16 protein-coding genes and 2 tRNA genes are annotated in these 15,596 nt (G+C 48.5%); all 18 read right to left on the bottom strand.

All coding sequences use genetic code 11. The features are described from left to right. Window positions 1–328: 328 nt before the first annotated feature. Window positions 329–1,810, bottom strand: a complete 1,482-nt coding sequence (gene lysS / locus KNQ14_RS16335; protein ID WP_214861820.1) for a lysine--tRNA ligase — start codon at window positions 1,808–1,810, stop codon at window positions 329–331. Between the two features lie 162 nt (window positions 1,811–1,972). Further along, a complete protein-coding gene (gene dusB / locus KNQ14_RS16330; protein WP_023466575.1) occupies window positions 1,973–2,965 on the bottom strand; it encodes a tRNA dihydrouridine synthase DusB in 993 nt (330 codons plus the stop codon). After that, window positions 2,965–3,480 carry a 2-amino-4-hydroxy-6-hydroxymethyldihydropteridine diphosphokinase gene (folK, locus tag KNQ14_RS16325; protein WP_023466573.1) on the bottom strand — a complete coding sequence of 172 codons (516 nt, stop codon included), beginning with the start codon at window positions 3,478–3,480 and terminating at the stop codon, window positions 2,965–2,967. Before folK ends, dusB begins: the two co-directional genes overlap by 1 nt. After that, a complete protein-coding gene (folB, locus tag KNQ14_RS16320; protein WP_214861819.1) occupies window positions 3,477–3,848 on the bottom strand; it encodes a dihydroneopterin aldolase in 372 nt (123 codons plus the stop codon). Before folB ends, folK begins: the two co-directional genes overlap by 4 nt. A 2-nt stretch (window positions 3,849–3,850) precedes the next feature. Then, window positions 3,851–4,636 carry a dihydropteroate synthase gene (gene folP, locus KNQ14_RS16315; protein ID WP_214861818.1) on the bottom strand — a complete coding sequence of 262 codons (786 nt, stop codon included), beginning with the start codon at window positions 4,634–4,636 and terminating at the stop codon, window positions 3,851–3,853. Further along, on the bottom strand, window positions 4,633–5,472 hold the full coding sequence (locus tag KNQ14_RS16310; RefSeq protein ID WP_214861816.1) for an aminotransferase class IV: 840 nt from the start codon (window positions 5,470–5,472) through the stop codon (window positions 4,633–4,635). Before KNQ14_RS16310 ends, folP begins: the two co-directional genes overlap by 4 nt. Next, entirely contained in the window at window positions 5,456–6,037 is a 582-nt protein-coding gene (locus KNQ14_RS16305; protein ID WP_029343065.1) for an anthranilate synthase component II, read from the bottom strand. The genes KNQ14_RS16310 and KNQ14_RS16305 overlap by 17 nt, the downstream gene beginning before the upstream one ends. After that, entirely contained in the window at window positions 6,034–7,419 is a 1,386-nt protein-coding gene (locus KNQ14_RS16300; RefSeq protein WP_214861814.1) for an anthranilate synthase component I family protein, read from the bottom strand. The genes KNQ14_RS16305 and KNQ14_RS16300 overlap by 4 nt, the downstream gene beginning before the upstream one ends. Before the next feature lie 87 nt (window positions 7,420–7,506). After that, window positions 7,507–8,451 (bottom strand): cysteine synthase A, encoded by a 945-nt coding sequence (gene cysK / locus KNQ14_RS16295; protein ID WP_023466565.1) that lies wholly within the window; start codon window positions 8,449–8,451, stop codon window positions 7,507–7,509. 80 nt (window positions 8,452–8,531) lie between these two features. Next, a complete protein-coding gene (locus KNQ14_RS16290) occupies window positions 8,532–8,843 on the bottom strand; it encodes a SurA N-terminal domain-containing protein (RefSeq protein ID WP_023466564.1) in 312 nt (103 codons plus the stop codon). A 12-nt stretch (window positions 8,844–8,855) separates the two neighbouring features. Then, window positions 8,856–9,779: an Hsp33 family molecular chaperone HslO gene (hslO, locus tag KNQ14_RS16285; RefSeq protein ID WP_023466563.1), complete on the bottom strand. Its 924-nt coding sequence runs from the start codon at window positions 9,777–9,779 to the stop codon at window positions 8,856–8,858. A gap of 10 nt (window positions 9,780–9,789) precedes the next feature. Then, window positions 9,790–10,551, bottom strand: coding sequence for a type III pantothenate kinase (locus KNQ14_RS16280; protein ID WP_035399500.1), 762 nt, complete (start codon window positions 10,549–10,551; stop codon window positions 9,790–9,792). 180 nt (window positions 10,552–10,731) lie between these two features. Further along, window positions 10,732–12,735, bottom strand: a complete 2,004-nt coding sequence (gene ftsH / locus KNQ14_RS16275; protein WP_035399498.1) for an ATP-dependent zinc metalloprotease FtsH — start codon at window positions 12,733–12,735, stop codon at window positions 10,732–10,734. 120 nt (window positions 12,736–12,855) lie between these two features. After that, window positions 12,856–13,401 (bottom strand): hypoxanthine phosphoribosyltransferase, encoded by a 546-nt coding sequence (gene hpt / locus KNQ14_RS16270; protein ID WP_023466560.1) that lies wholly within the window; start codon window positions 13,399–13,401, stop codon window positions 12,856–12,858. Window positions 13,402–13,434: 33 nt separating this feature from the next. Continuing rightward, window positions 13,435–14,667 carry a tRNA lysidine(34) synthetase TilS gene (gene tilS, locus KNQ14_RS16265; RefSeq protein ID WP_214861813.1) on the bottom strand — a complete coding sequence of 411 codons (1,233 nt, stop codon included), beginning with the start codon at window positions 14,665–14,667 and terminating at the stop codon, window positions 13,435–13,437. Window positions 14,668–14,736: 69 nt separating this feature from the next. After that, window positions 14,737–14,808: transfer RNA gene (locus tag KNQ14_RS16260), tRNA-Glu, on the bottom strand. Window positions 14,809–14,817: 9 nt separating this feature from the next. Continuing rightward, window positions 14,818–14,894, bottom strand: a tRNA-Met gene (locus tag KNQ14_RS16255). A gap of 153 nt (window positions 14,895–15,047) precedes the next feature. Continuing rightward, window positions 15,048–15,563 (bottom strand): S1 domain-containing RNA-binding protein, encoded by a 516-nt coding sequence (locus KNQ14_RS16250; RefSeq protein ID WP_023466558.1) that lies wholly within the window; start codon window positions 15,561–15,563, stop codon window positions 15,048–15,050. Between the last annotated feature and the right edge of the window lie 33 nt (window positions 15,564–15,596).

Genomic DNA, 15,596 nt, shown 5'->3' with positions numbered 1-15,596 from the left:
TTCATTCGTTTTTGTATTCCGTAGAATACGATTTTTGCCTCATCGTTCAGTTTTCAAAGTTCGTCGTGTCGTTTTCAGCGACTTTAATATCTTAACAAGTTATCAACCCGATTGTCAACAACTTTTTTGATATTTATTTTTGTGTGTCACGACCATTCGCGGCACAAGAAGTAATATACCATGGCTTTTCGAATCGTACAAGCATTTTATTAGAAAAACATTTAAAAACTTTTATTTACCCGTTTTTTGACTCGTTTATCCCTACATTGACTTCAAAAAGAACGCTCCGTTTCTTCTATAGCTTATAGAAGAAACGGAGCTCTACTCATTAATTTTGTTGGTGACGCATCGTTGGGAAGAGTAATACATCACGAATCGATGGCGCATTCGTCAACAACATGACGAGACGATCGATCCCGATGCCAAGACCACCCGTTGGCGGCATACCGTACTCGAGTGCTTCAATGAAGTCTGTATCCATTTCATGTGCTTCGTCGTTTCCTGCTTCTTTTTCGACGAGTTGTGCTTCGAAACGTTCACGTTGATCGATTGGATCGTTCAATTCCGTGAAGGCATTCGCATGTTCACGACGGACGATGAATAATTCAAAGCGATCCGTAAAGCGTGGATCCTCTGGATTTTTCTTCGCAAGTGGCGATACTTCAACAGGATGACCATAGACGAATGTTGGTTGAACGAGTGTCTCTTCTACTTTTTGTTCGAAGAACTCATTCAAGATATGTCCCGTCGTCATGTGCGACTGGACTTCAACACCGTGTTCATGCGCTAGTTCGAGAGCACGTTCGTTTGAAATCTGTTCAAAGAAGTCGACACCTGTCGCTTCTTTAACGAGATCGACCATGTGTGCTCGTTTCCAACCGACAGATAGGTCGATGACGTCTTCTCCGTAAGTGACTTGTGTCGTACCGAGTACTTCTTGTGCGACGTGAGCGATCAGGTTCTCTGTTAAGTTCATGATGTCTTTATAATCCGCATACGCTTCATAGAGTTCGATCATCGTAAACTCTGGGTTATGGCGTGTTGAGATTCCTTCATTACGGAACACACGACCGATTTCGTAGACTTTCTCAAGTCCACCGACGATCAAACGTTTCAAATGGAGCTCGATCGCAATCCGCATGTAAAGCGTCATGTCGAGTGCATTATGATGCGTGATGAACGGACGAGCCGATGCTCCACCCGCAATCGTATGCAACATTGGTGTTTCGACTTCCAAGTATCCGAGGTTATCGAGATATTGACGAATTCCACGAATGACTTTACTCCGCGCGATGAATGTCTCACGTGATTCTTGGTTCGTAATGAGGTCGAGGTAACGCTGACGGTAGCGTTGTTCGATATCTTTTAATCCGTGATATTTATCCGGAAGCGGACGTAACGATTTTGTTAATAACGTAAATGCTGTAACGTGAACAGACAGTTCACCAACATTCGTTTTGAACACATATCCTTGAATTCCAACGATGTCACCTAAGTCACATGTCTTATAAATCTCGTACGCCTCTTCACCGACATCATCTTTACGGACATACAACTGAATTTGACCTTGTACATCCTGAACATTCGTAAAGCCAACCTTCCCTTTACGACGTGTCGTCATGACACGACCCGCGATCGCAACTTCCGGTTTTAGTTCAGCCAACTCTTCTTTTGTATGTTCACCAAATGATGCACGAATGCTCGCAGTATCCGTCGAACGTTCAAAACGTGCGCCGAATGGATCGAGACCTTGTTCACGCATGGCGTTCATCTTACCGAGACGCACCTGCATTTGATCGTTCATTTCCATATCCTGACTCACTGTCTTCACTCCTTTTAATAATGGTTCACGACGATTCTCTCGAATAAAAAGCTGTCGGAATGACCGACAGCCCTTTTAGAAAACCGATACGCTCATCTTCAATGCAACTAGCGTACCACAAAACGACGCTGTCCGACTATACTTTACCTGTTAGGCATATGCTACGTCTTCTTCGAGTGTCTGCAAGTACTGCTGTAACAGTTCGACGAGTCCTGCGTGTGTGTCGATATTGAATAACGCATTGCGAACGCGACCGTTCCCCTTCATTCCTTTCAAATACCAGGCGACATGTGTCCGCATTTCGCGTACGGCGAGTTCTTCTCCCTTTAGCGCGACTAGTCGTGTGGCGTGTAAGAGACAGATATCAATCTTCTCACGCGCCGTCGGTTCTGCCGGAAGCGTTCCTGATTCGAGATACTGGATCGTCTGATACAACATCCACGGGTTCCCGAGAGCTGCCCGTCCGATCATGACACCGTCGACGCCGATCTCATCAATCATCCGTTTTGCATCTTGCGGCGTCTGAACATCTCCATTTCCGATGATTGGGATGTTGACCGCTTTTTTCGCTTCGCCAATGATGTTCCAGTCTGCGACCCCTTCATACTTTTGCGAACGTGTCCGCCCGTGGATGGCAACGGCTTTCGCACCACCCGCTTCTGCCGCTTTGACATTATCGACACAATAGATGTGATGACTGTCCCAGCCGGTCCGCATCTTAACAGTAACGGGTTTATCGATCGCTTGCGTCACCGCATGGACCATCTCATATACCTTATCCGGATCAAGCAACCATTTCGCTCCAGCATCACTTTTCGTGACTTTCGGGACGGGACAGCCCATGTTGATGTCAATGATGTCGGCATTCGTGTTCGCTTCGACATATCGTGCCGCTTGAACGAGTGTCTCTTTTGAACCGCCATAGATTTGAAGACTGAGCGGTTTTTCCCGCTCATCCACGTACAGCATCTGAAGCGTCCGTTCGTTTTCGTACAAGATCCCTTTATCGCTGACCATCTCCGCACAGACGAGTCCTGCACCAAACTCCTTTGCGATTAACCGAAACGCCGGATTACAGACGCCTGCCATCGGTGCCAAGATGACTTGATTCTTCAGTTTGACATCACCAATGTTAAATTCCATTATTGTTCCTCCGCTTCTAAAAGCCCACCTAACCGTCGTACACCGTTTCGTTCTGTCTCTGGTAACTGCTGATACAACTGCTCGACACTTTGCTCAAGACCGGGTATGACGCATGTTGCTGCGAGTTCACGTAATGGTGCGAGGACGAATGCCCGCTCTTGCATCCGCGGATGCGGAACGGTTAATCCTTCGAGGTCAATGCGTTCTTCCTCATATAGCAAAATATCTAAGTCAAGCGTTCGTGGTCCATTTTTGAACAAACGCTCGCGTCCTTCTAGCTGTTCAATTTCCTGCAGTCGCCCAAGTAAGACAGATGCCTCATCCGTCGTTTGAATCGCGACGACCATATTATAGAATAAATCCTGCTCGAGATACCCGACAGGTACCGTCTCATAAATGGAAGAGGTCTTTACGTCATGAACGGACGGTAATGCTCTCAGGCGAGCAATCGCTGCTCTTAAGTGAGCCGCTTTATCGCCGATGTTCGAGCCGAGTGCAATGTAAGCTTCCTTCATGCATAGTCCTCCCGAAGGCGATTGATCTCGACCGCCACATGTTCATAATGACCGGCAATCGGCGGATCCGGTTTGATGACCTTGATCGACGCTTCTTGAATTCGTTCGTCTAACGCAAATACTGCTTTTGCAATACGGTCCGCCAAGGCTTCGACGAGTTGGAGCGGTTCTCCTTCGACGACACGTTTCGCCGCTTCATACAATTCGGCGTAATTGACACTTTTCGTCAAATCATCCGTCCGACCGGCTTCTGCCAATGCAAGTCCGATCGATAAGTCGACATTGAAGCGTTGACCGAGTTTCGTCTCTTCTGCGAATACACCGTGGTACCCATAAAAACGCATTCCTGTTACATGAATTCGATCCACCGTTATTCCCCCTTCGTCGCAGCCAACATGATGTCCATCATCTGCGCTGCCCGTTTGACTTCTTTGACGTCATGCACACGCATCCAGTCACATCCTTGTTGAATTCCGTAACACACCGTCGCAATCGTTCCTTCGAGTCGTTCTTCTGTCGGTAATCCGAGCGCAAGTCCGATCATCGATTTACGGGACGTTCCGAGTAAAACCGGATACCCGAAGTCCGTTACGATCGATAGATGACGCATCAGGTACAAGTTCTCTTCATGCGTCTTCATGAATCCAATCCCAGGGTCGAGCCAAATATGCTCTTCCGCTACGCCTGCCTGTTTTGCTAACCGAATCGATTCCTCAAGGTCAGCCCGGACTTCTGCCAGCATATCTGTCCCATGCGCCGTCTCCCGGTTATGCATCAAAATGATGGGTACTTTATACTGCGCAGCAACGTTGACCATCGAACGGTCGCCCCACTTCGAGCCCCAAACATCGTTGATGATATCTGCTCCTGCTTCAATAGCAGCCTCTGCGACGACCGGTTTGTACGTATCGATCGACACGAGGACGTTCAGCTCTCGTTTGATGCGCTTGATGATCGGTAAAACACGGGTGAGTTCTTCTTCGACTGATACGAATGCTGCACCCGGTCGTGTCGATTCTCCACCGACATCGATCGCATCTGCTCCATCCGCGACGAGCTGACGCGCTTGCCGCATCGCTTGCTCGACATTGACATATTGTCCACCGTCCGAAAAGGAGTCCGGTGTCACGTTCAAGATACCCATGATGTAGGTCATCGTTGTTCTCTCCTTGTCGTCACCTGTTCGACGGATTGATCGAACAGCGTCATGATTTGTGCATATCCTGTTCCGTTGATTCCAGGGAAAGGGCGTCCGTCAAGTGACGAAATGGCGACCGCTTCCTGAACGGAATTCGTATAGATGATCTCATCTGCTTCTTCAAGTTGCGGTAAATACGCCAGGCGTTCTTCGACCGGTACATGTTGCATGAGGAACTGACGGGTAATCCCGTTCAGTGCACCGGTTTCAAGCGGTGACGTATACCATGTACTTCCGTAACGCCAAAAGATGTTTGACGTAATGCCCTCACAGACATGACCTTCCTTCGTCAAAAACAACCCTTCTGCTTCCGGATTGAACAATTGGCGTTTCGCCACTAGATTGTTCATGTAATGATGTGACTTCAAGCGGTAAGTCGTCTCCGGTGTACTGCGCGGTAAACGAATCGTCTCGAGTGCACGTTCCGCCCGTTTTCGCGGAGCGATTGGTTTCGCATAGATCAACACGGTCGGCGTGTCGTAAGGATCGATTGATAAACCGATCTCACGTGGACCGGCAGAGACGTTCAACCGAATGTATAAATCGTTCGCCCCATATGCTGCATATAAATCTTGGATCGCTTGCCGTAAGGCTTCCCGATCATATGCTAGCTGGATTCCGAGTGCGACACAACTCATCCGTAAGCGTTCAATATGATCATCGAACAAAAACGGATGTCCGTTATAGGTCCGAAACGTCTCGAATACACCCATCCCGTAGACGAATCCGTGATCGAGCGGGGAGATGCGTACTTCTTCTTCTCGTTTAATGGTTCCGTCATGCCAGAGATACATAATGCGTCAACTCCAAGAAATTTTTTAACATCTGCTTCCCGTCTCGCGTCAAAATCGCTTCCGGATGGAACTGGACACCGAGAATCGGCAACGTCCGGTGACGGAGTGCCATGATCTCTCCACCGGCTTCCGCCGTCACTTCGAGCACTTCCGGGAATGTCTCGCGTTCAACGACGAGCGAGTGATAACGTGTCACCGGCGTCGCTTGTGGGATTCGTTCAAAGATGCCTTGTCCGTCATGCGTCAGTGGCGAGACTTTTCCGTGCATCAATTCCTTCGCGCGGACGACTTTACCACCGAATACTTGTCCAATCGCTTGATGACCTAAGCAGACCCCTAGTATCGGCACCTTCCCAGCAAAATAAGCAATCGCTTCTAGACTGATCCCCGCTTCATTCGGTGTACAGGGGCCCGGTGAGATGACCAGATGATCCGGTTGCAACGCTTCGATTTCCGCAAGCGTGATCGCGTCGTTGCGAAATACCCGGATGTCTTGCCCAAGTTCGCCGAAATACTGGACTAAGTTGTACGTAAAGGAATCATAGTTATCAATCAATACAATCATTGCGTTCCCTCCGCTGTTTCTTTTGTCACCCATAACGCTTTGGCTTTACTGAGTGACTCTTCGTATTCACGTGCTGCGTCCGAATCTGTGACGACTCCAGCACCTGCTTGGACATATGCCATCCCGTCTTTTGCGACGAGTGTCCGGATCAAGATGTTGAAAATGACATCATCCGCCCAACTGATGAAGCCAAGCGACCCAGTATAGATACCGCGCCGGACCGGTTCCAGTTCTTCAATGATTTCCATCGTCCGGATTTTTGGTGCGCCAGTGATCGTACCACCTGGGAACATCGCAGCGAGCACCTGACTCCCAGAGTGTTCCGGAGTTACTTCCCCTCTGACGTTTGAGACGATGTGTTGTACGTGCGAGTATTTCTCGATCACCATCAGCTCATCGACATGAACCGTACCATAACGACTGACGCGTCCTAAATCATTCCGCTCTAAATCAACAAGCATCACATGCTCTGCCCGTTCTTTTTCATTATCGAGTAAGGTTTTCGCAAGTCGTAAATCCTCCGCTTCATCCTTCCCGCGCGGCCGTGTTCCGGCAATCGGACGTGTCGCTAACGCATCACCGATTTTTTCGACGAGCAACTCGGGTGAGGCGGACACGAGTGTTAAATCTTCATCCGCAAAGTAACCCATGTATGGAGAAGGATTGACTTGTCGTAATACATCATACAAATGTTCCGCTGTCGTCCCAAGCAGTTCCTGTTGACGGACGGACAAATTAACTTGGAAAACGTCACCGTCCTCAATATAGGATTTAATCCGGTGTGCCGCTGTCATGAACGCCTCCTGTCCGAAGGCTCGTTCCCGCTCACCGGATGAACCGGTCGCTGTAAACTGAGGTGCGGTCGTCTCGATGCACCAGCGCGCGACTTCTTCTTCAAGGATCCGCTCCGCTTCCTCTGCCGTGTCTCGCGTCACGGCAATGAACAACTGCTTCGTCTCCTCATCAAACACGGCGACTTCATCGTACCAGTAAAATGACAGATCGGGTGTTTGCAAATCATCCATCGCTCGCTCCGGTAACTTTTCTAAATAACGGACGGCATCATAACTGACGTAACCGGCAAATCCACCAAAGAACGGTGGCATTCCATCCGGTCGGATCGATTCACGTTCGACGCGGAGCTGTTCGAGTACATCAAATGGATTCGCCGTCGACGTCTCGACTTTTCCCTCTGTCTCGATCGTCGTCATTCCGTCCTTTGTCCGGACGTATCCGACAGGACGAGTCGCCGCCATCGTATACCGGCCGATTCGACCGCTTTCGAGCCAGACGTGTCCCGTTGTGCCATTCGTCTGTTCAACATATCGATTGTAGAATTGTTCTTTCGTCCATGGTACTGCTTTGTATTTCGTCTGTCGCATACGCGTCCCCCACTTCACACTATTCTGCTCTCATTATACGCAAAAAAGTACACGGAAGCCGAATGACTTCCGTGTACGTCCAGTTGATTACTTCGATTGGTCTGCTTCTTCCTCGATTTGATACAGCGGTGTACTTAAGTACCGCTCCCCATTCGAAGGAATGATTGCGAGAACGTTTTTCCCTTTGCCGAGACGTTTCGCTGTCTTGAGCGCCGCTGCAATCGCAGCACCTGACGAGATACCACCTAAGACACCATTCGTCTTCGCTGCTCGGCGTGCGTGATCGAATGCTTCTTCCGTCGTGATTTGCTCAACACCATCATAAATCTCTGTATCGAGAATCGACGGCACGAACCCAGCACCGATTCCTTGCAGTTTGTGTGGTCCCGGTTTACCACCTGATAAGACCGGTGAATCCGTTGGTTCGACGGCAATGATTTCAATACCTTGGAAAGCATCGCGTAACACTTTACCAGCACCGGTGATCGTTCCGCCCGTTCCAATTCCCGCGATGAACGCATCGAGTTGCATGCCTTCGAACGCTTCGACGATTTCAGGACCTGTCGTTTTTTCATGGACGACTGGATTAGCACCGTTATTGAATTGTTGCGGCATGAAGTAACCGTGTTCTTCCGCTTCCGCTGTCGCGCGAGCGATCGCACCCTTCATCCCTTCAGGACCCGGAGTCAGAATCAATTCCGCACCATAGGCGCGAAGCAACGTCCGGCGCTCCATGCTCATCGTTTCCGGCATGACGAGGATGGCACGGTATCCTTTCGCCGAAGCGACCATCGCGAGTCCGATCCCTGTGTTTCCACTCGTCGGCTCGATGATTGTGTCTCCTTCTTTGAGTTGACCCGCTTCTTCTGCGGCCTCAATCATAGATAGCGCGATCCGGTCTTTTACGCTTGATCCAGGGTTCATGTACTCCAATTTTAGATACACATCTGCATCCTCAGGACCCGTTAGATGATGTAACTTGACGATCGGGGTGCGACCGACTAAATCTAATACTGAATTCGCAATACGCATGACCATTCCTCCTCATTAGTGAACCGCTTGAATTCCAAGTAATCCGATAAACTAATTATCAGCGGACTGGATGAAATCTGTCAATCAAAGCGTTTGACTTCCGGCTTTTTTCCATCCTTCGTCTGGCGTTCGACCGCTTCTTGAATCAAACGATCAATCGTCTGTTTTTCCTGTTCCGTTCGCATCGTCTGATAGACCATCGCGCGCGTGATTTTCTCATCACCGACTTCGGCGACGACATCCTCGAGCGGACCACCGATGCTGTCTTGAACGATTTTAGGAGAATCGACCTTTGGGAGCTCACCCATGAAGGCGTAAGCACCGGTCATGAAATTCGTCAACATTAAGATGAAGATCAACATCCACAAGTACTTAGGTTGTACATTCCCCATATTCGATCCCTCTTATGCTCTTTCGAGTGATTTTTCGCGAAGTTCCTCTAATTCTGGAACATCATAGTGATAATGCTCTGAACAGAAGTGACAAACAGCTTCCGCACCACCATCTTCATCAATCATCGCTTGAATCTCATCTGGTCCAAGGGCAATGATCGCTGTCGCTAATTTGTCACGGTCACACGTACATTCGAATGATACTGGAATCGTATCAAGATGTTCGTAGTCACCGAGAACGAGTTCTAACATTTCTTCTGGTGTTTTTTCCTCACCGACGAGAATCGAGATCGGTTTAAGGGCTCCAACACGTTTTTCGAGTGCTGCAATCGTCTCTTCCGATGCACCTGGCATCAATTGAACGATCAAGCCACCTGCTGCGATGACTGATTCGTCTTCTGGATAAACGAGAACGCCAGCCCCAACGACCGATGGGCTTTGTTCCGATACAGCGAAGTAATACGTGAAGTCTTCGCTGATCTCACCTGTTTGAATCGGCGATTGACCACCGACGAAGTCACGCAACCCGAGGTCTTTGATGACAGAGATGTTTCCGCGACCGACCGCTTCACCGACTTTTAGTTTCGTCAGACCATCTGCATTGACATACGTATCCATCTCGACGCGGGGACGACTCACATATCCACGTACGACACCTTTTGCATCGGCATCGACGATGATTTTCCCAATCGGTCCATCGCCTTCGACTTTTAATGTGACACGTGTATCGCCTTTTTGCATCGTACCCATCATTGCACCGATCGTCAGTGTCCGACCGAGCGCTGCTGTGACGACAGGTGTCGTCTGGTGGCGAAGTTGTGCTTCATAGACCGTCTTCGTCGAACGGATTGCAAACGCACGGACTTCTCCATTGAAGCCTAACGCCCGTACTAAATAGTCATCTTTTAATTGTGCTAATAATTCTTCACGTTTCATCTTGATTCCCTCACTTATTTCGTTCGTAGATAATCCGTAATCCATCTAACGTCAAGAATGGATCGACGATCTCAATCATCGTGGATTCCTCGCTGATTAATCGGGCTAAGCCGCCGGTCGCAATGACCTTCGCTTCTCCCATTTCTTCTTTCATCCGGTGAACGAGTCCGTCCACCTGTGCCACATATCCGAAATAGGTCCCCGACTGCATCGCATGGATCGTATTCCGTCCGATGGCTGACTGCGGTTTCGCGATTTCGATTCGTGGCAATTTTGCTGCCTTATTATAGAGTGCCTCGGTTGCAACCATCACACCGGGTGAGATGATGCCGCCGTAATACCGTTTTTGTGCATCGATGTAACAATACGTCGTCGCTGTTCCGAAATCGACGATGATCATCGGTCCCTCGTATTTCGCCGTCGCCGCTACTGCGTTGACGATTCGATCGGCTCCCACTTCCCGTGGATTATCGACTTTTAAATCCAGTCCTGTCTTAATTCCTGGTCCAATCAAGAACGGACGGCGTTTAAAGTAACGCACACACATATTTTCTAGCGGAAACACGACGGGGGGTACGACAGATGATAACACGATTCCCTCGATTTCTTCCACGTTTAGCTCTGCGTCACGGAACAACGCTTTGACGAGCATACCGTATTCGTCCGTCGTCCGTGTTCGGTCTGTCGCAATCCGCCAATGCTCAATCAACTCTTGTCCTTGATAGACACCTAAGACGATATTCGTATTTCCGACATCGATGACTAAAATCATTTGCTTATTTCCCCGCTTCTTCTCAATTTTCATGCTTCGATTGTATTCCGTTGTTTTACGATCGGAACTATATACGTTGTGATTATACCATGCTCGTATAGTCACACCTACCGATGTGTATTCGCTAGGTCTGCCACAAAAAAGAACGGATTCGATATCAATCGAATCCGTTCCATCCGTTTACACTTGATCATCGCGACGCGGCGTATCTGGTGTATCCGTATCTACATTTTTCCCTTCGTCAACGACTGAACCCATTTGCGTTGGAGACTCTGTCGGTTGATCAACAGTTGCATCTGTCGATTCCGGTGCTTTCTCTTCTGCTTTTGGAGTCGTTGCTTCTGGTTCATGTTTTTTGTATTCGCCCGTCTCTAGGAGATGGTGAATTTGTTTTTGATCGAGTGTTTCGACTTCAAGCAATGTCGTTGCAATCAAGTCGAGCTGATCGCGCTTCTCAGTCAGGATATCTTTCGCTTTTTGGTAACAGCGGTTGATGATCGCTTGGATTTCCGTATCGATCTCGTGTGCGATTGCATCCGAGTAGTTCTGTTCGTTTTGGAAATCACGGCCGAGGAAGACGTTACCGCTTTGACCTGATCCGAATTGAAGCGGTCCGAGTTTTTCACTCATCCCGAACTCCATGACCATTTTCCGTGCAAGACCTGTCGCACGCTGGAAGTCATTGCTTGCCCCAGTCGAGACTTCTCCGAAGACGATGTCCTCTGCGACGCGACCACCGAGCAATCCAGTAATCTTATCTTCGAGTTCCGGCTTCGTCATGAAGTAACGATCTTCTTTTGGCAACATGACGACATATCCGCCCGCGTTTCCGCGAGGAACGATCGTTACCTTGTGTACTTCATCCGCATCGTCGAGCGTGACACCGATGATCGTATGTCCAGCTTCGTGCCATGCGACGATCTTTTTCTCTTTCGGCGAGATGATCCGGCTCTTCTTCGCTGGTCCAGCGATGACGCGGTCAATCGCTTCTTCGAGGTCAACGATCGAGACTTTATCACGGTCTGCCCGAGCGGCAACAAGTGCTGCTTCGTTTAGAAGGTTTTCAAGATCCGCACCTGAGAATCCAGGTGTTCGTTGTGCGATCGCTTTTAAATCAACCGTTGAATCGAGCGGTTTGTTCCGTGCGTGAACTTTCAAGACTGCTTCACGACCGATGACATCTGGACGGTCAACCGTGATTTGACGGTCAAAACGACCTGGACGGAGTAAGGCTGGGTCAAGAATATCAGCACGGTTCGTTGCTGCGATCATGATGATGCCTTCGTTTTCACTGAATCCATCCATCTCGACGAGAAGTTGGTTCAATGTCTGCTCACGCTCATCGTGTCCACCACCGAGACCTGCGCCCCGTTGACGACCGACAGCATCGATTTCATCGATGAAGATGATACATGGTGCATTTTTCTTCGCGTTTTCGAACAAGTCACGGACACGTGATGCCCCGACACCGACGAACATCTCAACGAAGTCAGAACCTGAAATCGAGAAGAATGGTACGCCAGCTTCACCAGCTGCGGCACGCGCGAGCAACGTCTTACCTGTACCTGGAGGACCTACGAGGAGGACCCCTTTCGGAATACGGGCACCGAGTTTCGCGAATTTACGCGGATCTTTCAAGAATTCAACGACTTCGACGAGTTCTTGTTTCTCTTCGTCTGCGCCGGCTACATCATCAAACGTAATCTTTTTCTTCTCTGTGTCATAGAGGCGTGCCTTCGATTTCCCGAAGTTCATGACGCGACCGCCACCACCGCCACCTTGTGCTTGATTAATCAAGAAGAAGAAGAGGATGAAGATGATGATGAATGGAACGATCGTCGTCAGTAACGCGATCCAACCACCATTCGTTTCTGCTGCCTTAAAGTCCAATTTGACTCCTTGGCTTTTCAATTGCGTATAAAGATCCGTTAGTTCCGTATCAACAGCCGGTACGACCGTCTCATACGTTGAATCTTTTTCACGCAAATCTCCTGTCACATTATACGTCTGCCCTTCATATTGGAAGGTAGCCGTCTTGATTTCACCTTTTTCAACAGACTCGACAAACTGTGTGTAATTGATTTCTTTGCTTTTGTTCACTGGACTCTGCAAGTATTGCAGAAACAAGATCAAAGCTAGAAAAATGACCCCAAACACGAGGGTATTCTTCACTGCTCGGTTCATCTTATGCCTCCTCTCCGCATCCATCTCGTTTTTCTAGTGGATGAATACGAATCCTGGCGCGACAGGGCGCGCTTTGTAATTGGTTTCATCTTATCATGGGACAGACGAGATTAAAAATAATTAGCCACCGTAGACTGCAGGTTTCAAGACACCTACGTATGGAAGGTTACGATACTTCTCTTCGTAATCCAGACCATAACCGACAACGAATTCGTGTGGAATGACGAAGCCGCTGTAATCTGCGTGCAAGTCATTCTTCCGTCCTGTTGGTTTGTCGAGCAACGTCACGATCTTAACGGACTTCGCTTTCCGGTACTTGAAGAGATCGACAAGGTAACCAAGCGTCAATCCGCTGTCGATGATATCTTCGACAATCAAGATGTCGCGTCCTTCTACCGATGTGTTCAAATCTTTTTCAATCTTGACTTCACCTGTTGATGTTGTCCCACCGTGATACGTTGAAACGTCCATGAAGTCCATTTCAAGATGCATATCCATCTTTTTCACAAGATCAGACATGAACGGCATTGCGCCTTTTAAGACGCACACAAGCAACGGAAAACGATCGTGATAATCCGCTGTCAATTCGCCGGCGAGTTCGCCCACTTTATTTTGGATCTCTTCTTCTGAAATCAGTACTTTTTCCATATCGTTCATCAAGGTCATGCTAGGTATTCCTCCTCCATAATAAACACTACATTACCATTCTATCATTAAATAAGATTTTGCGAGGAGTTCAAATGACCCGAATATTGCAATTCGATGTCCAATGACGGCTAAAATCACTCCATTTGCATCGACGACGACCGGAACCTGTTCCCGAAGATAACGCGGAACCTTAGCATCAATCAGAATTCGACTGACTTTTTTCGAACCCACAGCAAGCTGAATCCGATCTCCTGGACGTGGCGGACGTACCGTCAATGGGAACGCAATCGCGTCCAGCGGGATACCTTGATTTCCGATTAAGAAGCGAACCATTTGTTCACCATAATGATACGTTCCCAAATTCTCCCCTACTTGAAACGATAAATCGTCATTCATTGACCGTATCACACGATCCTGCATCAAAAAGCCATATGCACGTCGCATCCTCCAGTTTCCATAATACACTTCGTCTGAGCCCTTATCCACCCGAAGCCATGTAACAAAGTGACGAATCACATCCGAAGAAAACATTTCTCCCGTTAATGCCGGCAAAACAAGCCGCTGTAAATCCGTCGGTAATTCTAAAATACGTGCGACCGGAATTCCGTTCGCTTCCTTACACCGTTCGAGATAGGTCGCGACGAATGCCGCCTGTTCACGGATGATTTGCTGTCGCGCATGTGCTGCCGCTGCCGTTGCCTGTTCAAACTCAGGACGCATGTCTCGGAGTGATGGAACAATCGTATGCCGGATTTGATTACGCAAATAAGTAGTTTCTGCATTTGACGCATCTTCTCGCCATGGAACTTCATGTTGCAACGCATACTCGCGTAATGTTTGCTTCGATTCATGTAGCAACGGTCGATGCAACCAACCGTTACCAAACGGACGAACGACGGGAATACCATCAACCTGCGCTTCTCCACGAATGAGCTGAATGAGTAGCGTCTCAATTTGATCGTCTTGATGATGGGCGAGAATCAGACGCGAGCGCCCGGTCTCTTCCATGATTCGTTCAAAAAACGCATATCTCTCTTCGCGACAAGCTGCTTGAGAGCTCGTACGTCCTGTCCATTCTAAACGCGTCATGAAAAAAGATATCTTTCGGGCCGTTGCCCACTCCTTAATAAAGCACGCTTCTTCGTCGGACGCCTCTCGTAATCCATGATGCACATGCGCAATCGCGATATCGTAGCCCTCTTTGTACAACCGATCGACGAGTACCATCGAATCACAACCTCCCGAAACACCTACTAAAAGTGGTTCGAACGGCACACCTTCCATAACGATTTCCCCCTTTCCGTTAAAACCTAAAAAAAGCTATCTCTATATAATAGAGATAGCTTTTGAGAATGACCCGTACGGGATTCGAACCCGTGTTACCGCCGTGAAAGGGCGGTGTCTTAACCGCTTGACCAACGGGCCAAAAAAATATGGTAGCGGCGGAGGGAGTCGAACCCACGACCTCACGGGTATGAACCGTACGCTCTAGCCAGCTGAGCTACACCGCCATATTTTTAACTCGTGCGTCTTAAGCACATTTTCTATAATACGGGCAGGTCAAATGAAAGTCAACGCTTTTTCTAAAAATAATTTCAAAAAAATAAGAGATGGAATGAACGGCGTCATTCCATCTCTATTCTTATAAAGAACAGGTCAGCAAGTTATTGACGTTTTGCGCCGCGTCCGCCACGTTTTGAATCCGTTTGACGTTTCAATGTAGCAAGACGATCTTCACTATCTTTCAGGAAACTAGACATCAGCGTATCGAACGATTGTTCTTTGCGCGGTGGTGGTGTACCACGGCCGCCTTTGTTGAAGCCTCCACGGTTACCGCCTCCACGTGGTCCTTTGTTATCGAACGAACGTGGTCCACGATCTTGTCCTGCTGGACGTGGTCCACGGTCGAACTGACGTGCAGGACGAGGACGTTCGCCTTCTGGACGATCGACGGCTTTTTTGATGGAAAGACCGATCTTACCATCGTTTTCAACACTTAAGACTTTGACGGTGATTTCTTGACCAACCGTCAACACATCATTGATGTCTTTAACGTAAGAATCTGCCACTTCACTGATGTGAACAAGACCAGTTTTCCCTGTTGGTAACTCAACGAACGCTCCGAAATTCGTGATGCCTGTTACTTTCCCTTGCACTTTGCTGCCTACTTCAATCGACATAAATTGTATTGCTCCTTTTTAGTTGATTCGTTT

This window comes from Exiguobacterium sp. s161, from assembly GCF_018619045.1.
Classification (GTDB): domain Bacteria; phylum Bacillota; class Bacilli; order Exiguobacteriales; family Exiguobacteriaceae; genus Exiguobacterium_A; species Exiguobacterium_A indicum.
Note: the sequence above shows the minus strand (reverse complement) of the source record. Positions and strands in the feature narration are given on the sequence as shown.